Source organism: Anabaena sp. FACHB-1237, assembly GCF_014696225.1.
Classification (GTDB): domain Bacteria; phylum Cyanobacteriota; class Cyanobacteriia; order Cyanobacteriales; family Nostocaceae; genus FACHB-1237.
In genome coordinates, this window is the sequence record NZ_JACJPV010000021.1 from 46,699 (window position 1) to 71,334 (window position 24,636).

The 24,636-nt window shown below is 36.2% G+C and carries 18 protein-coding genes and 1 pseudogene; 11 read left to right on the plus strand and 8 right to left on the minus strand.

The features are described from left to right. Positions 1–77 precede the first annotated feature (77 nt). A complete protein-coding gene (locus H6F32_RS12160; RefSeq protein ID WP_190369599.1) occupies positions 78–3,122 on the minus strand; it encodes a DUF1574 family protein in 3,045 nt (1,014 codons plus the stop codon). A 198-nt stretch (positions 3,123–3,320) separates the two neighbouring features. Here H6F32_RS12160 and H6F32_RS12165 point away from each other — a divergent pair, with 198 nt between their 5' ends. The 4 genes from H6F32_RS12165 (at position 3,321) to H6F32_RS12180 (ending at position 7,944) form a co-directional block, all read left to right on the plus strand. After that, positions 3,321–3,566, plus strand: coding sequence for a hypothetical protein (locus tag H6F32_RS12165; RefSeq protein WP_190369600.1), 246 nt, complete (start codon positions 3,321–3,323; stop codon positions 3,564–3,566). Between the two features lie 143 nt (positions 3,567–3,709). Beyond that, entirely contained in the window at positions 3,710–6,715 is a 3,006-nt protein-coding gene (gene ppc / locus H6F32_RS12170) for a phosphoenolpyruvate carboxylase (protein ID WP_190369601.1), read from the plus strand. A gap of 362 nt (positions 6,716–7,077) precedes the next feature. After that, positions 7,078–7,338 (plus strand): hypothetical protein, encoded by a 261-nt coding sequence (locus H6F32_RS12175; RefSeq protein ID WP_190369602.1) that lies wholly within the window; start codon positions 7,078–7,080, stop codon positions 7,336–7,338. A gap of 300 nt (positions 7,339–7,638) precedes the next feature. Further along, positions 7,639–7,944: a DUF4090 family protein gene (locus H6F32_RS12180; RefSeq protein ID WP_190369603.1), complete on the plus strand. Its 306-nt coding sequence runs from the start codon at positions 7,639–7,641 to the stop codon at positions 7,942–7,944. Between the two features lie 127 nt (positions 7,945–8,071). On the opposite strand, the gene prfB is transcribed toward H6F32_RS12180, so the two are convergent. Both prfB and H6F32_RS12190 read right to left on the minus strand, forming a co-directional pair. Beyond that, positions 8,072–9,194, minus strand: a protein-coding gene (gene prfB, locus H6F32_RS12185; RefSeq protein ID WP_190369604.1) for a peptide chain release factor 2 whose coding sequence is annotated in 2 segments (ribosomal slippage) — positions 8,072–9,121 and positions 9,123–9,194 — 1,122 coding nt in all. Because the reading frame shifts where the segments join, the coding sequence is not laid out codon by codon here. 1 nt (position 9,195) lies between these two features. Continuing rightward, positions 9,196–11,265, minus strand: a complete 2,070-nt coding sequence (locus H6F32_RS12190) for a serine/threonine-protein kinase (protein ID WP_190369605.1) — start codon at positions 11,263–11,265, stop codon at positions 9,196–9,198. Positions 11,266–11,423: 158 nt separating this feature from the next. On the opposite strand from H6F32_RS12190, the gene H6F32_RS12195 reads away from it, so the two are divergent. Further along, positions 11,424–12,122 (plus strand): rhomboid family intramembrane serine protease, encoded by a 699-nt coding sequence (locus tag H6F32_RS12195; RefSeq protein WP_190369617.1) that lies wholly within the window; start codon positions 11,424–11,426, stop codon positions 12,120–12,122. Between the two features lie 314 nt (positions 12,123–12,436). Here H6F32_RS12195 and H6F32_RS12200 read toward each other — a convergent pair whose 3' ends face one another. Together H6F32_RS12200 and H6F32_RS12205 are read right to left on the minus strand one after the other, a co-directional pair. Then, on the minus strand, positions 12,437–12,847 hold the full coding sequence (locus H6F32_RS12200) for a thioredoxin domain-containing protein (RefSeq protein ID WP_190369618.1): 411 nt from the start codon (positions 12,845–12,847) through the stop codon (positions 12,437–12,439). A gap of 547 nt (positions 12,848–13,394) precedes the next feature. After that, positions 13,395–14,111 carry an NnrU family protein gene (locus H6F32_RS12205; protein ID WP_190369606.1) on the minus strand — a complete coding sequence of 239 codons (717 nt, stop codon included), beginning with the start codon at positions 14,109–14,111 and terminating at the stop codon, positions 13,395–13,397. Between the two features lie 174 nt (positions 14,112–14,285). Here H6F32_RS12205 and H6F32_RS12210 point away from each other — a divergent pair, with 174 nt between their 5' ends. Further along, positions 14,286–15,299, plus strand: coding sequence for a LysR family transcriptional regulator (locus H6F32_RS12210; RefSeq protein ID WP_190369607.1), 1,014 nt, complete (start codon positions 14,286–14,288; stop codon positions 15,297–15,299). Positions 15,300–15,583: 284 nt separating this feature from the next. Next, positions 15,584–15,778, plus strand: coding sequence for a photosystem II assembly protein Psb35 (gene psb35, locus H6F32_RS12215; protein ID WP_190369619.1), 195 nt, complete (start codon positions 15,584–15,586; stop codon positions 15,776–15,778). Positions 15,779–15,988: 210 nt separating this feature from the next. Here the strand turns inward: psb35 and H6F32_RS12220 are convergent, their stop codons facing one another. Next, positions 15,989–18,367: a transglycosylase domain-containing protein gene (locus H6F32_RS12220; RefSeq protein ID WP_190369608.1), complete on the minus strand. Its 2,379-nt coding sequence runs from the start codon at positions 18,365–18,367 to the stop codon at positions 15,989–15,991. Positions 18,368–18,638: 271 nt separating this feature from the next. Here H6F32_RS12220 and folK point away from each other — a divergent pair, with 271 nt between their 5' ends. Both folK and H6F32_RS12230 read left to right on the plus strand, forming a co-directional pair. Beyond that, positions 18,639–19,139, plus strand: coding sequence for a 2-amino-4-hydroxy-6-hydroxymethyldihydropteridine diphosphokinase (gene folK / locus H6F32_RS12225; protein ID WP_190369609.1), 501 nt, complete (start codon positions 18,639–18,641; stop codon positions 19,137–19,139). Between the two features lie 109 nt (positions 19,140–19,248). Continuing rightward, a complete protein-coding gene (locus H6F32_RS12230) occupies positions 19,249–19,800 on the plus strand; it encodes an NUDIX hydrolase (protein WP_190369610.1) in 552 nt (183 codons plus the stop codon). 605 nt (positions 19,801–20,405) lie between these two features. Here the strand turns inward: H6F32_RS12230 and H6F32_RS12235 are convergent. Then, positions 20,406–21,200, minus strand: coding sequence for an ATP-binding cassette domain-containing protein (locus H6F32_RS12235; RefSeq protein ID WP_190369611.1), 795 nt, complete (start codon positions 21,198–21,200; stop codon positions 20,406–20,408). A gap of 81 nt (positions 21,201–21,281) precedes the next feature. On the opposite strand from H6F32_RS12235, the gene H6F32_RS12240 reads away from it, so the two are divergent. Further along, a complete protein-coding gene (locus H6F32_RS12240) occupies positions 21,282–22,514 on the plus strand; it encodes a lipopolysaccharide assembly protein LapB (RefSeq protein ID WP_190369612.1) in 1,233 nt (410 codons plus the stop codon). Between the two features lie 99 nt (positions 22,515–22,613). Further along, positions 22,614–23,588, plus strand: coding sequence for a DUF4351 domain-containing protein (locus tag H6F32_RS12245; RefSeq protein ID WP_190369613.1), 975 nt, complete (start codon positions 22,614–22,616; stop codon positions 23,586–23,588). Positions 23,589–24,062: 474 nt separating this feature from the next. Here the strand turns inward: H6F32_RS12245 and H6F32_RS20315 are convergent. Continuing rightward, positions 24,063–24,636, minus strand: a pseudogene (locus H6F32_RS20315) (ATP-binding protein); the annotation flags it as partial.

The following is a 24,636-nucleotide window of genomic DNA, read 5'->3' on the forward strand; positions in this document are numbered from 1 at the left end:
GTCATGCATTCAAAACCAAGAAAGTATAGGGTTTTGGACGTTACGCCAAGCTGTACTAGTTTATGATTTTCTTGACTTTAGGGTTTTGGCCAGGTAATCGTGGGATCTGTTGCTAATTTTTTAGAAACTTCATAAGCACCAAAACGGTTTAAATGACTGGGATCGGAAAAGTATTTATTTTCTTTTGGCCATAGTAAACTTAGATCACGATATATAAAGTTGGTATTATTTGTAAAGGTTAATAGGTAGGTTTGAAATTCTTGCTCATATTTATTTCTCACTGGATCTAAATACTCTGCTGTTAGTGGCATATTGACAAATACAAGGGATATATTATTATTTTTGGTAAATTCTAAAATGGATTTTAATGCTTGTTCTTGTTTTCCTGTGAGTTGAAAGGATTTATAATCGTTGTCATAGTCACCAGTAACTCTTGAGTGTTGTTGATAGTACGTGCTAGGATCAAATTGAATAGATAGGGGTAAAAATCCATCAAAATCTACTGCTTGCTTGGCGGTATCTATGTCTGAGTTATTGTTATTATTAATCAGTCTTTTTTTGGTGCTCATTTGTAAATTTTGACTGTTAAAAGGTACATATTTAAGTTGTTTGTGTAAGAGAATTTTGATTTGTTCACGGTTTTTGTATGTTTGAGAAATGCTGGACAATTTCTCATTTAACCATTGGTTTGCTACTTCATAGTTACTAATTGCTGATGGTAATGAGGTGAGATTGATTTCGGGGTTTTGCTGTTGATTATTTTGCTGATTTCCTGGTGGTAATTGTTTTTTAGATGCTGCTTTTTCTAGGAATTTTTTATATCCTGGTGAGGCAGCGATCGCATTAAATGTTATATCTTCTCTACCACTATTAAAAGCACGAGAACCATCTGCCCAAATGACCATTTTTGGCAGTTCTGATGGTTGAATTACATAACGCAAAATAAAGTCTACTACTTGTGCTGTTGCTCCATTAACACCAAAGTTAAATATATCTATTTTCTGATGTCCTTGGGTGGTTAAGGTATTAGCCAGTGCCACTGGATCAATTCCTCTCAATGCGCGAGAAGAACCGATAATTAACAAGTCTGGTGGTTTTTTATTGGTAGCTAAACGTTTTTTATATAAAGCTAATTGTTCATCTAATTGTCTGGCGTTAAATGAGGGAATTTCTGAACGTGCAGCTAATAAAATCGCTGTAGATGTAGCTTTTTGTTTCAGAGGATCAGAGGGGGTATTATTAATAAATCCAGAGGAATTAAAGGCAGTATTCCTGAGAGTATCATCATGATTTTTCTCAAAGACTTGACTAGTTTGTGTGGTTACTAATAATGATGATTGATTATTTATTTCTGGTTGGGAATTGTAACTTATACTGTTATTTATTTGGTTATTCATTTGCTGATTTTTCCGAGAAATAGCTGTAGTTCTTGCTGTGACATAACCTAATATGAAATCAGCTTGAAATGTAAGTAATAAACCTAATATTACCCATGTTAAACTTCTCCAAATTCCAGGAGTATCAAGATTTTCTTCTGTATCTTGATGGGAGTAGCTAAATAATTGTGTTACTATGAGCAGTTTTTGAATGTTTTTGTGGGTATTTGTCAACCAATTTTGTGTTACCTCTCTAATAATGTTTTGTAGTTCAGTTTTTGTTAATTCTGGGCGAATGATAGCTTGATGATAAACTAGTGAATTTACATATTGGGAAGTAGCAGCAAATTCTGGTGTGGGTTCTGGTACTAGTCTAGGTCTTTCTTGGATGTCCATGCTATGATGCCATGCTGGTTGTTTATCTCCTGCACGACGACCGTAAACTCTGATACCTATAATTCCTGGTATTTTTAATTGGCGAATAAATTGAATTACTTTATTCGCTACTTGATGACGGGTGGGGCACAGGGGTGCTTCGCAGATAATATGTAATAGGTCTTGTTTGCGCTGTAATAATACACGAATACCTCCTGTTTTTAATCGCCATTCTAAGTCAGGATTAAGTAATCTTTCTAATAAAAATATTATAGCTGGAATATCACCTGCATGAGCTATATCTAAGGTTGATGTAGATAGATCTGGATGATTTGATGCAGGTAAGGCAGACCAATGTACCCAAGAAGGTTTTTCACTGCTGGTGATTTGTCCGTAAATGGTGGTAGCTTGAATAGCTTGGGGGGCGATCGCTTCTAAAAGTGGAATAATTGCTTGTATGCAGGTTTCTTTTGCCGGTGCTGGAGCATTTTCCAAGCTGTCAAAAACAGTAGTACAAACAAGATGGAGTGTGGACTCTTTTAAAGATGCTTGTACAGTAATTTTCAACTCCAGAAGAACTTCCGAAAGGATGCGAGTGATGGCCTGTACGTCTCCCCATCGCGCCCAGTCTTTAAGCATCACGTCCGATGGCGTTAAATCTATTCTTAACCGCCAATCTGGTTCTATTTCTCCGCGAACTTGGGATACAATAATAGCATCGTGATAACCAGAAAGTTTAAGATGGCGTAGTTTTTGCGCCACTGTTTCCGCTAATAAGGAAGCATCTGGACTATAACTAGACTGGCACAATACCCACAAACGCTTAAAAGTAGATTTTTCTTTGTTCTCTGGTGGATGAAAAACAGTTTCGGCTTGTACAGACACACCTAAATAGCCAAGATTTTCGCTGAGATAGCGAGCGATCGCTGCCACATCTCCTTGACGTGCTAAACTCTCATTAGAAATAATCATGGCTCCACCTGAGACTACAGGTGTATTCGTCTGATCCAACAATGATTGATTTACTTGTTGTAAATGTTGGTCTAATTGGTTTAAATATACTCGATGACACCATTGGGGACGATATTCGCCTTTTTTTCTACCATAGACCAATACTTGATATATTGAAGGTTGTTCATCATTGGTAAGAGTATCTACATCTGTTTGCTGTAGTGCTTGGAGCAATTCAGATAGAGTTTGCCAACGTTGGGGACATTCTATAGCTTCGCAGAGAATATGGAGGTCATTGCCCAGCAACCGGACTTTGACCCCAAAAGAATTTATTCCTGTTGCTTTGCTTACCCACTTTACTAACGATTTTTGGCGAAGTGCTTGTAGGAGTGCTTCGCTATCAAGTAATACTGTTTTCATTATCAAGTTAACTTTAGCAGGAAGGGGGTTTTGGGTGATTGTGCTGGTGTTAGTTGGCAAACCAGAGAATTATCACATTTTGCAGTTTTTTTCTGACAATTTTGCTACCATTTCACCTGGTAAAATCGGCAAAGATAGTTCTGTAATGAAGATTCACTTTTTTAGCCTAATTCTACTCATTTACTAGTTACCAAAATTATGTCATCTCTAGGCAACCACTCTCAAAGTCAACCCGGATTAAATTTTACTCCTTGCTATATCCCTATCAATTGTCTTCTCCATATAGGTACAGTTTCGTTACTGATGTTGCTAATAGCTGAAAAAACTACAGTGCAGGGTTTAGCAGCGTTAGGGGAAGCAGGGGAGGAATTATTCAGGGGCGATCGCCTGCCAATTTTAAATTTTCCCAGCGATGCCTACGATGAGGGAAGCTATCAGGAATAAAGTTAAAGTTAAGATTTGCACTCATCATAGCAGTTTATTCATGAGTTAGGAGTTAGTGATCAACTTTTTTATGCTCCCTTCTCTAACCCAAAAGTAAAAACTTAGACTTATCAATAATTATGGTACTTACCAAAATCGAGAATATGACTTCCTTTCTACAGTCTTTATCACCAACAGCCAATGTTTACTATACATCGGAGTTGTTTTTGCGTCACCGTCTACAAGTAGTAGAGGAATTGTGGGAATCAGTGCTACGTCAAGAATGTGGACAAAACATGGTAGTTTTGTTACGACAATTGCGTGATATGTGCTCACCCGAGGGACAAGCTACTAATGATCAAGCCTCTTCTGCGGTAGAGTTAATTGAACAGTTGAGTATTAATGAGGCTATTCGTGCTGCCCGTGCGTTTGCTCTGTACTTCCAACTGATTAATATTATTGAACAGGAGTATGAACAAAAACAACAGGTAAATCGTTATTCTGATCCCCATACGGAAGATCAGGAAAATTATCCTAGTCTTATTTATACTCACAACCAAAGGGAAGAAGAAGTCTCCGTAACAAAAGAAATTAATCCTGTATGGACTACGGAAGTTAAACAAAAAGGAACTTTTGCGGCTTTATTTCCCAAATTATTTCAGTTAAATGTACCTCCCCAACAAATTCAACGTCTCATTTCTCAGTTAGATATCCGTTTAGTTTTTACCGCGCATCCTACAGAAATTGTCCGTCATACCATCCGGGATAAACAGCGTCAAGTTGTACATTTGTTACAAAAAATGGATGAAAGCATTTCTCGCGCTGGTAGTTATCCCTGGGAAGTAGTAGAAGTCAAAGAAAGGTTGCTGGAAGAAATTCGTTTATGGTGGCGTACCGACGAATTGCATCAGTTTAAACCTACGGTATTAGATGAAGTAGACTATGCTCTTCACTATTTCCAAGAGGTACTATTTGACGGTATCACGGAACTTTATAAAAGTTTCAAGTATGCACTTAAACAAACTTTTCCTTGGTTAGAACCGCCCAGTACAAATTTCTGCTCCTTTGGTTCTTGGGTAGGCTCAGATCGAGATGGTAATCCTTCTGTAACACCGGAAGTAACATGGAAAACCGCCTGTTACCAACGGAAAATGGTACTGGAAAGATATATTAATTCTGTGAAACAGTTAATTGAATTATTAAGTGTTTCTATGCAATGGAGTGATGTATTACCAGATTTGTTAGAATCCTTAGAGTTAGAACAGTCTAAACTAAGTGAGATATATGATGCTTTAGCGTTAAGATATAGGCAAGAGCCCTATCGTTTAAAGTTATCTTATATTTTAAAACGGTTGGAAAATACGCGCGATCGCAACTTATCACTATATAATCAAGAAACACCACAAAATGAAGATGCTCCCATGTACCGTTCAGGAGGAGAATTTTTGGGAGACTTGCGATTAATTCAACATAACTTAAAGGAAACGGGTTTAAGTTGTTCAGAACTGGATAATTTAATTTGTCAAGTAGAAATTTTTGATTTTAACTTGACACAATTAGATATTCGTCAAGAGTCATCAAGACATTCAGATGCGTTGGATGAAATTCTTGGATATTTGCAAATTTTACCCCAAGCCTATAATGAATTATCAGAAGAACAAAGAGTAGCTTGGTTGACATCAGAATTGCAAACTCGTAGGCCATTAATTCCTGGGGAATTACCATTTTCTGAAAAGACAAATGATGTAATTCAAACTTTTAGAACTGTGCGATCGCTACAACAAGAATTTGGCATTAACATTTGTCAAACATACATTATTAGTATGTGTAGAGAAGTGAGCGATGTTTTAGAAGTTTTACTCCTAGCAAAAGAAGCGAGTTTATTCGATCCTGTCATTGCAGTAGGAACAATTAGGGTAGTTCCTTTATTTGAAACAGTAGAAGACTTACAACGTTCTCGTAGTGTAATGAAACAACTATTTGAACTACCTTTATATAGAGCAATGTTAGCAGGAGGTTACAAACAAAACGAGTCCACAGAATCCCATTTTACCCTAAAACCTAACTTACAAGAAGTAATGCTAGGATATTCAGATAGTAATAAAGATTCAGGTTTTTTAAGTAGTAACTGGGAAATTCATAAAGCCCAAAAATCACTACAGAAAATAGCTGAAGGATATGGATTAAATTTAAGAATTTTTCATGGACGAGGTGGTTCAGTAGGTAGGGGAGGCGGACCTGCTTACGAAGCGATTTTAGCACAACCAGGTCATAGCATTAGTGGGCGAATTAAAATTACTGAACAAGGGGAGGTATTAGCTTCCAAATATTCTCTATTAGACTTAGCTTTATATCATTTAGAAACTATTACCACAGCAGTAATAGAAGCAAGTTTATTAGGAACAGGGTTTGATGATATTGAACCTTGGAATGAAATTATGGAAGAATTATCAGCCAAGTCTCGACAACATTACCGTCATTTAATCTATGAACAACCAGACTTTATAGATTTCTTCCATCAAGTTACACCCATCGAAGAAATTAGTCAATTACAAATTAGTTCTCGTCCAGCGCGTCGTCCTTCTGGCAAAAGAGATTTAAGCAGTTTAAGGGCAATTCCTTGGGTATTTAGTTGGACACAAACGCGGTTTTTATTACCTTCTTGGTATGGGGTTGGTACTGCATTACAGGAATTTTTGGATGAAGAACCAGAACAACATTTGAAATTGTTGCGTTATTTTTATTTGAAATGGCCATTTTTCAAAATGGTAATTTCTAAAGCAGAAATGACTCTAGCAAAAGTAGATATTGAGATGGCGCGTCATTATGTGCGAGAATTATCTCATCCTCAAGATAGGGAAAGATTTGAAAAGGTATTTCAGCAAATAGCGAATGAATTTTATCTCACAAGAGATTTAGTTTTGCAAATTACTGGCCATGAAAAACTATTAGATGGAGATCCAGTTTTACAGCGTTCTGTACAATTAAGAAATGGGACAATAGTACCTTTAGGTTTCATCCAAGTTTCCATTCTCAAAAGACTAAGACAGTCGAAAAATGCGAATACCACTACAGGTGTAATTCACTCACGTTATAGTAAAGGAGAATTACTCAGAGGTGCCTTATTAACTATTAATGGTATTGCTGCGGGAATGAGAAATACAGGTTGATGTTTTCAGGAGAAGATCCCCGACTTGTTTTTTTCATCTTGTATAGGACTTACGCAAGTGTTACACTAAAAAATCTGTTCAGTGGGTGCGTCAGATATCAACAATTTGGTTATTTACATGATTTATACTGTCTGACGTGGTTGGTGAGCTTGTCGAACTACACCCTACCAATGTACCAGTTGCGTAAGTCCTGTTGTAGACAAATCATAAATTGATATGACAAGTTGGGGATCTGCTAAATTGGTATTTTAATCCCAAAAAATTCTTGAGTATTGTGGACTGAATATAAGGCCAAAGATCATCAATTACATATCCCTCAACTTCTACCTTTTTTGTAAAAGCTGTTACCTGATATGAAACAAATGATGAAAAATCCTATTTTGCTGTGTACTTTTTTAGCTTTATCATCGGGTTTTTTTGGAGGTTTGATCACTGCACAAGTTATGGTGACATTAGCAAGCCAAAAATGTCAAAAAAGCCCAAATACAATTTGGGGGTTTACACAAATATGTCATACTTGGATAGCACCAGCAGCAATTTTGCAAGGTAGTACAGCGGGTATTTGGACTGGTACTGTTTTAGGGGCTTTTGTCGGTGGTTTAATGGTGAGAAAACCTATGTAGCTATCAGCAGTGAGCTAATTTCTAAGTAGTACAAGCATCTTGCTTGTATTTTCAGCAGCAATTCAATTCTCATTTTCAAACCAGTTTACGCTATTTAAGCGAACTGCTTCCAGCAGCGCTTCGCTATCGCTAGAATTTTTAAGAATTGTAAACAGCTTGTTGTATAAGGGTTTTTATGTCATGAGATTCTTAAAATGAGAATTGCTGTATTTTCAGTATCTTACTTGTATTTTAAGCATTTTGCTTGTATTATAAATATCTTGTCACCCCCTATCTAAGTCAAAAATACAACAATTAATCATGACTACTGAAATTCCTGTTACAAATCAAACTACTACTGGTGCTGATGCTGTGGATCAAGCGATCGCTCAAGGTATAGATTTTGACGGTTCACCCATTCCTACTGCTAAGATAGAATTATATAATCAAGTTATGGGATTAGAAGCTGGAAGACAGCGCAGTGGTGTATCTAATACTATGCGTTCTCGTATAGTTCGCATCGGTGCTAAACATATACCCCAAGTCGAACTGGATGAAAAACTGATAGCTGCTGGTTTTGCACCTCTGAAAGAAAAGGAAATTGCTTTTTTCTACGGCGGTAAGTGACATATAATCATATATTCATATATTCATTAAGGGTTTATTACTGCTAAACCCATTCCATGAGTCAGGAGTCAGAATACAGAAGTTTATCCCTGCACTCCGGGCGAACGGACGTTCGCCCCTACCGCACTTATACCTGTCCATCGCTTACTATTTGGTTTTCTTGCCGTAAATAGGCTTGAATAAACATATCTATTTCTCCATTCATAATATCAGTAATAGCTGTAGTTTCTACGTTTGTACGTAAGTCTTTAACCATTTGATAGGGATGAAATACATAGTTACGAATTTGATTACCCCAAGACGCTTCCACCATATCGCCGCGAATTTCCGCAATTTCTTTGGCGCGTTGTTGTTTAGCAATAACAAGTAATCTTGCTTTAAGTCTTGCTAGTGCCTTTTCTTTATTTTGCAGTTGCGATCGCTCTTCTGTGCATCTCACTGCTAAACCTGTAGGTAAGTGAACTATCCTCACTGCGGTTTCTACTTTATTAACATTTTGACCTCCTTTTCCACCCGCCCTCGATGTAGTAATTTCTAGGTCATTTTCTGGTATATCTAATTGTACTGAGTTATCTATTTGCGGCATTACTTCCACACCTGCAAAGCTGGTTTGTCTTTTACCATTGGCGTTAAATGGCGATATTCTGACTAGTCTGTGTGTTCCTGTTTCTGAACGCAAATACCCGTAAGCATACTTACCTGTAATTTCCAATGTAGCAGATTTTATACCTGCTTCATCACCTTCTGACTCTTCAGCCAATGTAACTTTATAGCCATGAAATTCTGCCCATCTGGTGTACATCCGCATCAGCATAAATGCCCAATCTTGAGCATCTGTACCACCTGCACCAGCATTAATAGTTAATACAGCGCCCTCAGCATCATAAGTACCAGATAATAACTGTTCTAATTCCCACTGATCTAACTCATGATTTAATTTGTTAATAGTGGTTTCTGCTTCTTCTAATAGTGATGTATCCGTTTCCAGTTCTAGTAATTCTACAACGGCTTTAGTATCATCTAGGTATTTGTGCCATTGGTGATACTGTTCTAAATGGGATTTAAGATCATTAAGTTCTTGTAAAGTTTGCTGGGCTGTATTTTGATTGTCCCAGAATTGTGTTTGACTAGATAATTGTTCTAAGTCGTGAATTTTAGCTTGTAGTGCGGGGATGTCAAAGATAGTCCTGAGTTTTACCCAGGCGGTTAGCTAACAATTCGATTTCGCGTTTAATGTCGAGGACTTCCATTTTATTGTATATTTGGTAAGATTTGGTTTTGAGTTTGGATTTTGTTACGGGCGTTGATAGCCTCTTGATAATCTGGTTTATATTTTATCGCTTTTTCGTAAGATGCGATCGCTTGTGAATATTTCCCCAAAAGTACTAGAGCATTACCCCTACTATACCAACTTTCGTAATGATTGATTTTATAACGTACTGCTTGATCATAGGAGGCGATCGCTTGTGGATATTGTTGTAATTGATATTGTGTGTTTCCCAAATTATACCATAACAAATAATCATTTTTTTGTAGATTGAGGGCTTGGCGATAAGATTCCATAGCCTCAGTATATCTTTTTACTTGATGTAATGCCCAACCTCGATTATACAATGCTTGATATTGTTTAGGGTTAGATTTAATAACTTCATTCCAAGAATCTATCGCTTCAGGATACCTTTTTAATGTCATTAATACATTACTTCTGGACAACCAGGCCGCTTGATTTTTAGGATTATATTTCACCGTTTCTTGATAGGCTTCCACCGCTTCTTGATAACGGTTTAAATTCACTAAACAATTACCTAAATTATACCAAGCCCCATCATAATCTGGTTTTAATTCTACAGCTTTTCTATAAGCAGTAACTCCTACCTCATATTGTTTCATTAATTGATAAGAATAACCCTGATTATACCATAATTTTGGATTATCTGGTTGTAATTCTATGGCTTTTTCGTAGGATTTTACAGCATTATTATATTGATTTAATTTTTGAAATACATCACCTTTACCTTGCCAAATTTCCGGATCATCATTTTGCAATTGTAAGGCTTTATCAAAACTAGCTAATGCTTCAGAATAACGCTGTAAATTAATCAAAGCAAAACCGCGATTTTTCCAAGCATCTAAATAATCTGGTTGCATTTGAATTGTTTGATCATAGATTTTTAAGGCTTTTTCATATTGCTTTAATTGAAATAATACTTTTCCTTGACCATATAAACTAGCAACATCTTGAGGATTAAGTTCTACCGCTTTTTTATAAGCTGATAAAGCCTCTTCATAACGTTGTAATTGTAAAAGTGTATTACCTTGTTTATATAAAGCTACAGCATTATGTTCATTAATATATTTTAGTACAAAAAAACCACCAATACTACCAATAAATAATAAAAACATTGCCAAAAATAACTTAGGTAATATATTTTTTTTAGGTTGTTTTTGCTGACTATTATTAACGGGTTTATGTGCTATGGGAGAAATAATAATTGTCTGAGATTTATGTTTATTTAATTCTTGTAAAGCTATATTAGCAGAAGCATAACGTTGACGAAAATCATAACAAATCATCTTATTTAAAAACTCAGCAAATTCTGGACTTACATTAGCGAAATTTTCCCAAATGATCTCATTAGTATCCCCATCTTTTTCTAATTGCTGAGGAGATAGACCAGTTAATGCTTGAATAGCAATAATTCCTAAAGCGTAGATATCACTGCTATATTTTGGTGTACCTTGTGCTTGTTCACTGGGAATATAACCAGGAGTACCAATAGCAATTGTAGCTTTAGTTATTCCTGGAGAATTTATTAATTGACTGGTAATTTCTTTAACTGCACCAAAATCAATTAAAATTAATTTATCATCGGTTTCTCTTCTGATAATATTGCGTGGGTTAACATCACGATGAATTACTTTTTGTTCATGAACAAAAGCCAAAATTTCTAATATTTCTTCAATGAGAGAAATAACTTCATTTTGACTGAAAATTTTACCTGGGGTTAATTCTTGACTCAGGTTATTACCAACTATTAATTCTTGTACTAAATAAAATTCTGCATTTTCTTCAAAATATGCTAAAAGTTGAGGAATGCGATCGTGTGTACCCAGTTTATATAAAACCTGTGCTTCTGTATCAAATAAACGTCTAGCTACATCTAAAGTAGTAGTATCACTAGATTGAGGTTTGAGTTTTTTGACTACGCACTGAGGTATACCTGGTAATTGTGTATCATTAGCAACGTAAGTTTCCCCAAAACCTCCTCCTCCCAAGTAGCTAATAATTTGATATCTATTTACGAGTGTGGTTCCTAGCATTTGATGATTTTTCTCTATATGATCTATACATTGAGATTACCCCAGATCCCCGACTTCTTAAATAAGTCGGGGATCTGATAGATTGCTGATTACTGATTGCTATTATATGTTAAATTATTACTATTGTGCCGCATAGTAACGGATGTATTCAGGAAACAATGATTCCTATTAGTGATCATATTCATACTCGGAAGAAACCAATTATTAATTATTGGTTAATTGGGGTAAATTTAGCAATATTTTTCTGGGAAATTCAATTAAGTGTCACAGAAAATTTAGGGAATTTAATTAATAATTGGGGAATAATTCCAGCACAGACAAATGTAGCTATTTATAATGCTTTGTTTAATAATACTGCTGCCTGGATAGTGGTTTTTTGGCGGTTACTTTCTTTACCTATTTCTCTATTTTTACATGGTAGTTTTAGCCAAATTTTAGGGAATATGTTATTTTTATGGGTTTTTGGGAGGACATTAGAAGGTGTTTTAGGACATAGAACTTATTTAATACTTTTTGTGACTGCTGGTGTATTTTCCGGCATAGTAATTACTTTGTTAGCACCAAATTTAGCAATACCAATAGTGGGGGCTAATGCTGGTATTGCTGCTATTTTAGGTGCTTATTTGATCAGGTTTCCCAAATCAAAAATTTATTCAGTAATTCCTTTACTAGTCGTTTATATACCGATGGAAGTTCCTGGTTTACTTTACCTATTTTGGTGGTTTATACAGCAATCTTTTTACGGAATTGGTGGACTAAATGTATCAGGTGGTGTTAATCAGTCTAGTGTAACCTACTGGGGACAATTTGCGGCTTTAGTTACGGGCGCTGCTTTCATGAAAATGAGATGGAGATAAGCTAATGTGCAGCACTCACTGTATGATTAAAAAACCTGAAGTTACAGTAGCACAAGCATCTTGCCTGTATTAATTATTCAAGTTAAAGGCACAACAGCTTAATTCATCAATTGCCCACCTACTTAGGACTTACCCAAGTGTCACACCAAAAATCTTTTGTAGGGTGTGGTTGGTTAGATTAACCATGTTATCCTGTGGACTAGATAAGGCCCACACTTCTAGGACAAATCAGGAAGAAAAGCTAACTTTTGTTAAAATTAGTTAGCTTTTTTGTATCGGTTTATAGAGTTATATTATGAAGTGTCAATCCTAGATTATTTGTTTAAATGCTGTTTATCTCCTCCCACCTCTAAAAGTCCACGGTTAATAAATAAAGGTTGGAAACTGTGATCCTTAATATTATAGTTGTGTTTTATTCCATCTAGGGCTAGACGCAAATCATTCCTACCCTGAAAACCTTCTAAACGTTGTTTAACAGTTCCCCTTTCTATTAGAAGTAACGTTGGTAGTGTTTTTAGTTCATAGGTATTACATAACTTGAAATTTTGATCAGCATTTATCGTGACTAATTTCATTTCCGTACCACATTGTGCTTGAAATTGCAATAGTATCGGATGTATGATTTTGCATAATTTACACCAGGGTGCTTCAAAGTCCACTAAAACCGGAACTTGAGATTCTAAAACTTCTTGAGTAAAGGTTCGTTCAGTAACCAACAACACTATGACACCTCCCACATTGTCAGATATATGAAAATTTGCTACCAGTAGGAGTCAGGAGATTCAGGAGTGACTAAGTCAGAATGAGGAATTTTATCCCTCCTCCCTGCTCCCTAATATCTTGTTGACAAAAAAGCCAACGTGAGGTAAGGAACAGCTTTTTTGAAATATTGACATTGTAATTTGTCTTTGTTGGTTATTTATAAATAGATATAGAAGAGTTAGAGAGATAGAAAAAAATGGAAAATGAGAATTTTTACTTATTGTTTATTCCTGATTTCCTGCTCCCTGTATTCTCTTATATAAATAACTGACATTATAGCGGTATGTACTTGAATGAGATACAACTGAGGACAAAACATAGACGTTAAGAGACCTTTAATTCTGTTCCCTGATCCTTCTTGCTCCCTGCTATAATGACAAATTTCAATGTCACTCAAAAAATATTTACTGATAGCTAGTGGAATTGATCCTACATTGTTTTGGTAGCAAGTGATCAGCCCAAATTATGATCAAATTTCTATTTTTGGGGAATTTGAGGGATCAAGGCAAACTACCAGAATATTTTGCTAGTGGCTACTAATAATAGGGGATGTAGCCACCAAAATAACGTTATAAAAATGGCAACCCCGAAATAAGCAGGACGTAAAAATTCTTCCCATTGTAAACTTTGGCGACCATCAATAATTGCTAGAAAGGGTATAACGGAGGTTCGTTGTTTAACAGCAGTAAATGCCTCTCCATAACGTTTACTTAAACGGCGATCGCCATGCCACACAGCAAATAAATGATGTAATATCAAACCCAAAGAAGTTACTAAAGTGAAACTTGTACCTAACCAGAGAGTATGTGCTATACACCATATTACCTGTCCCACCATTTGTGGATGGCGAGTAATACGGATAATACCGGTTTCATAAAGATGGACTTGGGGCTTTTGAATAGCAGCAATTTCTAGTAAATTGAAGGTAGCAGGATATAAAAATAAAAAAGAAATTGCTGATAAAATCCATACTAATATTCCCACTCCTGGTACACCTTGTACCTGCCACAATTGCCAACCATCATAACGATGATTAAAAAAGTACACAATTAACAATACTGCTAATGGTAAACTCCCTAATGCGAATAAAATACGATATACTCTCGCTCCTAAGTATTTTTCTGCCCAAGGACGGAGAGCAGCACCGCCACTATGAACCACAGCAAAGACTAATAATAATCCCAGGATCACAAAATGACTCGAAGTAATGGAAGGATTAGGCAACATACACAACTAAACTATGAATAAAGAAAATTAATTCAGTACAATCAATACCATAATGTGTTGAAAATAAAACGTAATTTTGTTTTGTATCTTCTGTTTTATGATCAGGTGATATCACCATCTTCTTGGCAATTGTTATGTTTAGCTCTTTTTTAACATTTTTAACGGTTTAACCTTATGTCTGACCTTCCTTTTACTTTAGATCAATTACGTATTCTTAAGGCGATCGCCCAAGAAGGTAGCTTTAAACGTGCTGCTGATAGTCTTTATGTATCGCAACCCGCCGTTAGTTTACAAGTACAAAACCTGGAACGTCAATTAGATGTTCCCCTATTTGATAGAGGTGGCCGTCGCGCACAACTCACAGAAGCAGGTTATTTACTGTTGAGTTATGGCGAAAAAATCCTGAGTCTTTGTCAAGAAACTTGTCGTGCTATTGAAGACTTGCAAAATCTTCAAGGTGGTACATTAATTGTAGGAGCATCACAAACAACAGGAACGTATCTTTTACCAAAGATGATCGGTCTATTTCGGCAAAAATATCCTGATGTGGCCGTACAACTCCACGTTCATTCTACCCGACGTACCGCTTGGAGTGTGGCTAACGGACAAGTTGATCTGGCTATTATTGGTGGGGAAATTCCTTCAGAACTAGCAGAGTCTTTAAACACTATCCCCTATGCCGAAGATGAACTAGCTCTGATTATCCCTGTTTCTCATCCCTTCTGTAAATTAGATACCATCCAAAAAGAGGATCTATATAAATTACAATTTATCGCCCTTGATTCTCAATCTACAATTCGCAAGGTCATTGATCAAGTCTTAGCCCGTTGTGATATTGATACCAGAAGGTTTAAATTTGAAATGGAATTAAATTCCATAGAAGCGATTAAAAATGCTGTACAATCAGGTTTAGGTGCGGCCTTTGTTTCCACAGCGGCCATAGCTAAGGAACTACAAATGGGCGTTTTACATAGTATTCCCATTGAAGGAGTTGTAGTTAAACGGACACTGTGGTTAATTGTTAACCCTAATCGTTATAGATCAAAAGCAGCAGAAGCATTTAGTAAAGAAATTTTACCTTTATTTGCTAATCCTGAATGGAATCAAGAAGTGTTAAAATTGTCAGAGCAAAATCTAGTTGTAAGTACATTAGATATACCTACCTCTAGCCCCTCGGACATAGAATAAACATTTTTTGAGTTCGTAGTTGAGCTTTAGTTCAAAACTAATAACTAACAACTGACAATTTATGCAAGTTTACTGCACTCGTCCAAAATGCCAACGTCCAATAAACTATTTTCCTGATTTAGATGATAAGCACAGCAAGATACCTGTGTTACAAGGGTTTTATCATTAACATCCGTACCTCATAATAACGGAAACTGCTGTAATAGAAATTCTGACAACTATCCTAGCTGTCACCTAATATGGTTATATTAAGAAATGTAACCGAATATGAGGATAATATAATGATGAATTTATTACTGGATGTTAGCACTGCAACTAGTGGAAATCGTTTTCCACTGGCATTTACATTAGTTTATGTAATTGGTTTTATTGCTGCTGTTAGCATAGGTTCAATTGCATGGTATAATTCTAAACGTCCCGCAGGTTGGGAAAGTAAAGAACGTCCTGATTTTATTCCCAAGGTTGATAAGGAGTCATAAAACAACTTTAGGATAAGTAGTACAGCTTGGGGTAAATAAACCAACCATTCTAAATCGTGCAAAAGCCTATACTGTCTTGGTTTTGAATGCATGACTTTTGAATGCATGAATTCCGCCCTGCGCTACTAGGGTTTGCACCAACTGTTACCTTTTAACTGTCATCACAAGAAGACTTTTTGGTGCAAACCCTGTTTATAGTTAATTAACTAATTAATCTGCTGTACTAGAAGAACCTGGTTTAAGTCTTTCTCTCCAAGAAGGTTTAGGTGCGGAGGATTCTGATGGGGTATTATTAACTGGTGCTGAAGAATTGCCAGAATTACCAGAACTTCCAGAGTCATAATTTCTGCGTCTGCGGGAGCGGAAGGAGTTAGTGTTATTGGTATAACTATTTGAATCCTCCGTATTATAGCGTCGTTTTCTTCTGGATGAAGTAGATGAATAAGATGAATAAGATGTTGTATTAGTATTGTCTTGAGTATAACGCCGTCTGCGTCTGGATCTTCTTTCTGATGAATTATATGAATTATATGATGAACTATCTGTATTTTCAGATTGATAGTATCTACGTCTCCGTCTCCGTCTGGGTGTGGTATCAGAATTATTATTATCGTTGTTATCTGATGTATCACTATCAGATACAGATTGATTAACAATTTTATTTGATTTAATCCGTTCAGCTTTAATTGTACCCTTGCGACCTTCTAATTTCGGACGTTCTGGGAATTTTTCCACTTCCATTCCTTCTACCGCTTTTTCCATAAATTTGCGCCAAGTATAGGCCGCACTGCTACTAGTACCGTAGGTAGGACGGTTATTATCATTACCTAACCATACACCGGCTACTAATTGGGGAATATAACCAATAAACCATAAATCACGGGATTCGTCAGTTGTACCAGTTTTACCCGCTACTTGACGATCATTTAATTGGGCTTCTCCTCCTGTACCTTGAGTAACTACATGGCCTAACATCCATGTCATAATAGCGGCACTATCAGCATCTAACACTCGTTTTTGTTCATACTTGGCTGACCAAATCACATCCCCTTGACGGTTAAGAATGCGGCGGATACCATGTACTTCTGTGTGCAGTCCTTGGGTAGCGAATGTACCATAGGCACTAGTAATTTCTAAGAGATTAACTTCATTAGAACCAAGAGCCAAAGAGTAGTTAGGCTCTAGTTCTGATTGAATACCCATGTCATGGGCTAGTTTAATAATTGGCTTAAATCCTGTATCTATTAACACCTTAACAGCAATGGTATTTACTGATTTAGTGAGAGCCTCTGTCATAGTTAATGAACCAAGAAATTTATCATTAGAGTTTTTTGGTTCGTAACCATCCACTACTAAAGGTGCATCAGTGTAGCTATCATTAGGACTTTTACCTGTGGCGATCGCTGCCGCATAGACAAAACCCTTAAATGTTGATCCTGGCTGTCTTTTAGCCTGAGTAACGCGATTAAATTGATTTTTACTAAAGTCCTTACCTCCCACCATTGCTTGAATTTCGCCATTTTGGGGATTTATCGCTACTAAAGCTGCTTCTGTAAAGTTTTGCCAACCACCTCGGTTTTCTAATACCTTAGCCACTGCTTTTTCCCCTGCTATTTGCCAAGTGGGGTTTAAAGTAGTTTCTACCACTAAACCTCCAGCAGCTAACACTTCTGGTTTGACACATTTGGGTAACTCTTGCTGAATGTAGCTAGTGAAGTACGGAAATGAAGATTCTAAACGCTTAGGCAAACTGCTTTTAACATTTAATTTTTCTTCTGTAGCCTTTTGTGCTTCCTTAGCTGTGATAAATCCCGCATCAACCATGCGTTTAAGGACGGTATTCCGGCGTTCTATAGCCAATTGGGGATTTTTATCGGGAGCGTATATATTAGGAGCGGGAGCTAAACCAGCCAAAGTGGCCATTTCTGATAAAGTTAACTGATTAATAGGCTTACTAAAATATACCCAAGCTGCATCAGCAACACCATAAGCACCCGAACCCAAATAAACGAGATTAAGATAACGTTCGAGAATTTCGTCCTTAGTTAATTTTTGTTCAATTTTTTGGGCGAGACGGACTTCCTTGAGTTTGCGTAAAATAGTTTTTTCTTGTTTAAGAAATAAAATTCTGGCTACTTGTTGAGTAATGGTACTACCACCTTCTACCAAATCTTGCGATCGCAAATTACTAACAACCGCCCTCAAAATACCTTGACCATCAATACCATTATGCTCCATAAAGCGATGGTCTTCCGAAGCAATAAAAGCCTTTTGTAAAATATCTGGTATTTCCTTTAAAAGTAGATGTTCTCTAGTAGCTTCACCTTGCTGTTGTATAATTGTTCCATCACCAGCTTTAATAGTCAATGTTTGTTCTCGTGCCATTGCTTTAAGAACAGATTCATCTGGCAAAGTCTTATCTATTTCTACAATTGTATAGTGGAACGCAATGATCCCTCCGCCCACACCACACCCCAACCAAAACCAAAGACGACGATAAAAAGGCTTACCGGTACGGGCAAATTTATTCAACATTTCTGATGAGAGGTTATTCACCTGGTTAAGTAACTCTTTAGTTTTTAGTAGCATTTTCGGTGTTAAGTTTTCAGGTGTGGAGTTGGTGCATTGTATTTGATCATCATCAACAAACAACAGCAAATACTCCTAGTGGATTTGAGAGTAATATCTAAGTTTTAGTATAATACCCCATAAAGAACCAATTTATTACAGTAATAAATGTTGTTTTTGTAAAATTTAGGAATCAGGATATCAAGGAGTCATTAGGGGCAATCTCCCTGTGGTTGCCCGCTTCGCACCCCGATCCCGACACCCGACACCCGACACCCGATCCCGTACCTTTATGAACAAACCCGCCCACGCTGCTATTGCTCTTGGTGGTAATATCGGCGATACCCAAACCATTGTAGAAACCTTAGAAGCAGCGATAAAAACTTTAGCTACCACACCTGGAATAGTTGTTGAATCACAATCAAGCTGGTATAGAACTAAAGCCATAGGACCGACTCAACCAGACTATGTCAACAGTTGTGTAGTGCTAAAAGTCACACTATCACCTGTAAACTTATTAACAAACTTATTAAAAATAGAAGAAAAATTTGGGCGTGTGCGTACAGAACATTGGGGACCGCGAACTTTGGATTTAGATTTGTTATTATATGATGACATAATTCTGAATCAGTTCGATCTGCAAATTCCCCATCCCCGTATGCACCAAAGGGCTTTTGTCCTAGTGCCCCTGGCGGAAATTGCCGGAAATTGGTTATATCCCATATCTCAACAATTAATTAAAGATTTAGTATTAGAGGTAGACATTTCTGATGTACAGTTGTTACAGGGCTAATCATGGTGATTAACACCTTCTGAATACCCAAAAACCTGTTATGAATTATCTGATTACTCAGAAACTCCCCGTATATATTTTGTGTGTTTACAGCCAGTAGAAGTTTACTATGCCATTAGGTAGAGAATTACCACAGTTGCTTAAGCAACGCTTTTTTTATAAAGGACGCAAATTCAATTTTGAAGTCAACCGCTTGCGTTTACCGAATAAGGCCGAGGGTGAATGGGAGTGTGTTCGTCATCCTGGTGGTGCCTTGGTTGTGCCAGTTACCTCTGATGGTAAACTTATACTGGTGCGTCAATATCGTTTTGCGGTTCAGGGTAGGTTATTAGAATTTCCTGCTGGTACTATTGAACCCAATGAAGATCCTTTAGAAACTGTTAAGCGGGAAATTCAAGAAGAAACGGGTTATTGCGCTCATAATTGGGATAAATTAGGTGAGTTTTTCCTTGCTCCTGGTTATTCTGATGAAATTATTTACGCTTTTGTGGCCAGAGATTTAGAAAAGTTAGCCACTCCACCACAACAGGAAGAGGATGAGGATATTGAAATTGTGATACTCTCCCCCCAAGAGTTAGAAACGGCAATTTTTGAAGGTGAAAATGTGGATGCAAAAACCATTTCTAGTTTTTTACTTCTGCGCCGTTTTTTAGAATATTAAGGTAAGTTGCCAGTTAGATAAAGTAGGGTGCGTCAGAATCTTAAAACTGGTAATTTTAACCTAAATTATTCTGTCTGACGCACCCTACAGACTACAAAATATCCAAAAATTAATACAGCACATTCCATCTACATGAGGTACACTATGAACACAGCAAGATGCCTGTGTTACAAGGGTTTTATCATTAACATCTGTACCTCATAATAACGCAAACTGCTGTAACTAGCAACTTGGGTTATTAGTCACCCGTCAGCTATAGTCATTCCTAGATGACTTTTGCTATTAGACTGGTAATTCATTCCCAGTAGAGATGTTCCATAAAACGACGCATTAGACGCTCTACATGGGCTGTAAATTAAGTTGACACTAATGAGCAATGTACTTTACCCGCACAAATCTAGGTTTTTCGGTGTTGCTGATATAGCAATTCCCAAACTTATAGTTCAACGCAGATAATATAGGATGTTATTAAGAATTTTTCTGACTGCTGACTGCTAATAGCTAATTTTGGCGTTACTTAACTCAGGTATGAAATTGAGAAATTCAAAATTTGAAACTTTGCGTCTAACGCAAGTGTTTCGCTTCGCTGATGCGCGAAATCAATATCATGCCATCATACCCCAATTCACATAATCCCGTAAACGATGACTCATAAATTGATTAACTACTGTTTTCGTTGGTCCAAATTCTCTTAATTGGCCAATATTGTGCTGATTATATTGAAATATAGCGGTAAAGTCTGAAAGACGAGATACTTGTGGAATATTATGAGAAACAAAGATAATGGTCAATTCTGAGCGTAAACATTCAATTAATTCTTCGATTTTATTACTAGCAATAGGATCCATTCCAGCACTAAATTCATCTATGAGGATGACTTGTGGTTTAAGTGCTAAAGCGCGAGCTATACAAAGACATTGTTGTTGTCCATAAGATAATTCTAAGGCTGATTTATGGAGTTTATTTTTCATTTCTTCCCAAATATCGGCAGATTTTAAGGCTGATTCGATTATTTCATCTAATTCTATTTTAGGTCTCCATCCTGTTAATTTTACTCCATAGGCCATGTTATCATAGATGCTCATGGGAAATAGGTTAGCTTGGGAGTAAATGATACTAATTTGACGACGCAAACGGTTAAGGTTCACGCGACGTTCATAGATATTTTCATAGATATTTTGTCCGAAAAATTCTATTTTCCCCGCAACTTTTACGTTACCCTCTAAGTCTGTCATCCTGTTGAGGGATTTTAAAAAGGTTGATTTTCCACAACCACTCGGTCCAATTATGGATATAATTTTGTTTTGCGGAATATCCATTGATATGTCATGGAGGATTTGTCGAGTATCATAATAAAAACTGAAGTTTTGAACGCTGATAGCCGGGATGATTTTATTCATGGTATGACCCTAAGATCAGTTAATAAATGGTTAAGATTTAGGTTGAGTTTCACAGATTAATGCTAAACAAGGATGTTCTTTATGGGATTAAGGTTAATTTTTATTTTTACTAATATTGTTACTAGTGTTATTATCTGGCATTTTGGCATATCTTGTACATGGGCAGTAAATAAGAAAGATGAAGATTTGAATAGGTTTCCTCCTAATCCTTTGGAAGTAAATATACCAGATCCTTTATTAGTAAATCTAGATTTAAACAATTTAACGCAGGCAGAAAGACAAAAGTTAAATTTGGCTTTAGATGAGTTGCATCAAGAAGCGTTAACAATTTTACAAAATGGGGATTCCCAAGGTGCTTTTGAGGTTTGGAATAGGGAGTTAAGGTTACGGCGTGTTTTAGGCATTTTACCAGAAATGGAGGCGTTGGGAAAAGTGGGAGAAATTGCGAGAAATGAAAATAAACGCGAACAAGTACAGTATATTACCAAGCGATTACAGTCTATCCAAAAACAGATTTTTAAGGAAAGAAGCAGTGATTTAAAATTATGGCGATCGCTAGGTAATACGTATCAAAAAATCCGTAATCCGCAGTTAGCATTAACGGCTTATGATCAAGTTTTAATGAATGTACAAAAACAGCAAGATGTCATGGCGGAAATGGAAATTTTAGAAACTATGGGGGAGTTACATTTAAGTTGGTTTGATTATGTCGAAGGAGCAAAAGTTTATCAAAAGATGTTGAATTTGGCAACTAATAGGGGTGATAAAATAAGAAGGTTAAAATATTTGCAGGAGTTAGCCTATATTTATGATCAGGGAAAACAACCACAAGGGGCAATAGAAATATTAAATCAGTTAATAGATGTTTATACAAGTGAGGGAAATTTAACACAAATTCCGGTTTTGAAATTAGCGATCGCCTCCAATTATGAAAAGTTAGCAGAAAAAGATCCGAATTTATTACAAGAGGCATTTAGTAATTATCAACAAGCCTATAAAACAGCTTGGGAATTAGAACAATATACTAGGGCTGGGGAAGGATTACAAAAATTAATTGCTTTATATAGTTCCCAAAAACAAGTAGATGCAGCTTTAGAAACTAGTAAAATTTTGATAGAAACAGTAACTTTAGCTAATGATTTTTATGGATTAATGATGGCCTATAAAGAAATGGGAAATTTATATTTAGAACAGGAGAAATATAGTCAAGCAATGAAGGCTTTTTCAGAAGGTTTGGTGATTGCTAAACAACTGAAACATCGGGAAAATTACTTTCAGCAGAAAATAGATCAAATTAAGTTAAATAATAATTAAGTAATCAGGTAATTAAAAACTACAGATGATATAATTTGATCATAATTCCATAAATCAGGAAAATTAAATCAGTTATCAGGAGGGGAATAAAAAAAGAAAATGAGAGAAGTTACAGCCAATTATGATGAATCATGGAAAGAGGCATTAAATAACTATTTTGATAGTTTTATATTATTTTTCTTTCCGGCGATATATGCAGCTATTGATTGGACAAAAACACCTGAATCATTAGATAAAGAACTGCAACAAATTACAGGTTTATCAGAAACAGAAACCCGAATTGTGGATAAACTGTATAAAGTGTGGTTATTGGACAACCGACAGATATGGATTTTAATTCATATTGAAGTTCAAAGTCATTATGATGCGTACTTTGGAAAACGGATGTACATTTATAATTACCGTGCGTTTGATCTTTATCATCAGTTTGTAGTAGGTTTAGCGATATTAGGAGACGAAAATCAAAATTGGCGACCTAACAGCTATAATCAAGCCATGTTAGATTGCGAATTAAGTTTCAAATTTCCTATTGTCAAACTGCTAGATTATGAATCACGGTGGGATGAGTTAGAATCAAGTGATAATCCTTTTGCGATCATAGTAATGGCACATTTAAAAACCAAAGCAACCACTGGTAATATATCAGAAAGGGAGCAATGGAAATGGAGATTAATTAGAGGACTTTATGAGCGAGGATTAACAAAAGATAAAATTCTCAAGCTGTTTCAAATCATTGACAAGATGATGACCTTAACCAAAGAATTGCAACAAGGATTAGTAAGTAAAATCAAGAATTTTGAGGAGGAAAAGAAAATGCCTTTCATTAGTCCAACAGAAGAACTGGCGATGGAACGCGGTGAACAAAAAGGGATACAATGGGGAATACAACGAGAGCAAGAGCTAGTTATACGACAACTAAATCGGCGAATTGGTGAGATTAAATTCTCATTAATTGAGACAATTAGAAAATTGAAAGTTGAGGAGTTGGAATTACTTGGTGAAGCACTTTTAGATTTTTCTTCTGTGAGTGATTTAGAACAATGGTTAGCAACTCAACCAACTTCTGAAAATTAATTACAGAACCACAAGGAAATTCTGAATATTAATAAATAAAGTCCGCGTGAGCGGACTTTGGACATTGGATAAGATTAAGTTGTCACCAAGAGAGTCTACAAGATGTTAGACATGGTTATATTCTTACGAATTAATCTGATAAATTCAAGGGTTTTTATTTATTATTTTAGACTTTATTACTGGATTTATGTCTTTAACAGAAAATAGGTAAGCTAATGTGCAGCACTCACTGTATAATTAAAAAACCTGAAGTTATAGTAGCACAAGCATCTTGCTTGTATTAATTATTCAAGTTAAAGGCACAACAGCTTATCGTCCATGGGTAAGTTTTTAGAGAAATTTTATATTTTATTTACTAAAAATCGGCTGTAATTATAGACATAATTAAGAGAGTTTTGTCCTGAATTTTATCATAACTTGTCTTCACTTGTCTTCACAAAATTTAAGCGCAATGTGGGCTAAAAGGTTTAGCCTCTAACTTTTACCAATTACTTTTTTTAACCAAAGTTGAAAACTGTGATGATATAATTGATATTGAATTTCTTTACCTCTGTGTATTTCTTGCAGAAATTCTAACCAAGTTTCCATAATTTCCGCCACATCAAAAACATCAGCTTTGATAATTTGACTAATAGCTACCGTTGACACCGCTGGAGTTTCTTCAGCAGTTAAAACCCGCAATATATTTACTGCAACATCAGATAAACCCTCACCTTGCATCTTTTGCCAATGTTGTTGATAATAGGTTTCTAAATTTGGAGGAATTTGCTCAAAATTATTGACAGAATAAAAACCATCAGCCATAGCTTTTAAAACTTGCTGCACATACATGAAATTATCTTCATTTTCATCAATGAAATTTGACCTCTCCCCTAACCCCTCTCCTCCCAGGAGAGGGGAACTATCATTCCCCCATTCTGTAATGAAATTTGACCTCTCCCCCAACCCCTCTCCTGGGAGGAGAGGGGAACTATTATTCCCCCATTCTGTAATGAAATTTGACCTCTCCCCTAACCCCTCTCCTGGGAGGAGAGGGGAGTTAGAAAAT

Excerpts from the sequence above, each read along its gene's own strand:
- psb35 (WP_190369619.1), top strand. The coding sequence starts at position 15,584 with ATGAATTTATTACTGGATGTTAGCACTGCAACTAGTGGAAATCGTTTT.
- H6F32_RS12245 (WP_190369613.1), top strand. The coding sequence starts at position 22,614 with ATGAGAGAAGTTACAGCCAATTATGATGAATCATGGAAAGAGGCATTA.
- H6F32_RS12220 (WP_190369608.1), bottom strand. The coding sequence starts at position 18,367 with ATGCTACTAAAAACTAAAGAGTTACTTAACCAGGTGAATAACCTCTCA.
- H6F32_RS12235 (WP_190369611.1), bottom strand. The coding sequence starts at position 21,200 with ATGAATAAAATCATCCCGGCTATCAGCGTTCAAAACTTCAGTTTTTAT.
- H6F32_RS12195 (WP_190369617.1), top strand. The coding sequence starts at position 11,424 with ATGATTCCTATTAGTGATCATATTCATACTCGGAAGAAACCAATTATT.
- H6F32_RS12160 (WP_190369599.1), bottom strand. The coding sequence starts at position 3,122 with ATGAAAACAGTATTACTTGATAGCGAAGCACTCCTACAAGCACTTCGC.
- H6F32_RS12230 (WP_190369610.1), top strand. The coding sequence starts at position 19,249 with ATGCCATTAGGTAGAGAATTACCACAGTTGCTTAAGCAACGCTTTTTT.
- ppc (WP_190369601.1), top strand. The coding sequence starts at position 3,710 with ATGACTTCCTTTCTACAGTCTTTATCACCAACAGCCAATGTTTACTAT.
- H6F32_RS12180 (WP_190369603.1), top strand. The coding sequence starts at position 7,639 with ATGACTACTGAAATTCCTGTTACAAATCAAACTACTACTGGTGCTGAT.
- H6F32_RS12205 (WP_190369606.1), bottom strand. The coding sequence starts at position 14,111 with ATGTTGCCTAATCCTTCCATTACTTCGAGTCATTTTGTGATCCTGGGA.
- H6F32_RS12210 (WP_190369607.1), top strand. The coding sequence starts at position 14,286 with ATGTCTGACCTTCCTTTTACTTTAGATCAATTACGTATTCTTAAGGCG.
- H6F32_RS12175 (WP_190369602.1), top strand. The coding sequence starts at position 7,078 with ATGATGAAAAATCCTATTTTGCTGTGTACTTTTTTAGCTTTATCATCG.
- folK (WP_190369609.1), top strand. The coding sequence starts at position 18,639 with ATGAACAAACCCGCCCACGCTGCTATTGCTCTTGGTGGTAATATCGGC.
- H6F32_RS12240 (WP_190369612.1), top strand. The coding sequence starts at position 21,282 with ATGGGATTAAGGTTAATTTTTATTTTTACTAATATTGTTACTAGTGTT.
- H6F32_RS12165 (WP_190369600.1), top strand. The coding sequence starts at position 3,321 with ATGTCATCTCTAGGCAACCACTCTCAAAGTCAACCCGGATTAAATTTT.
- H6F32_RS12190 (WP_190369605.1), bottom strand. The coding sequence starts at position 11,265 with ATGCTAGGAACCACACTCGTAAATAGATATCAAATTATTAGCTACTTG.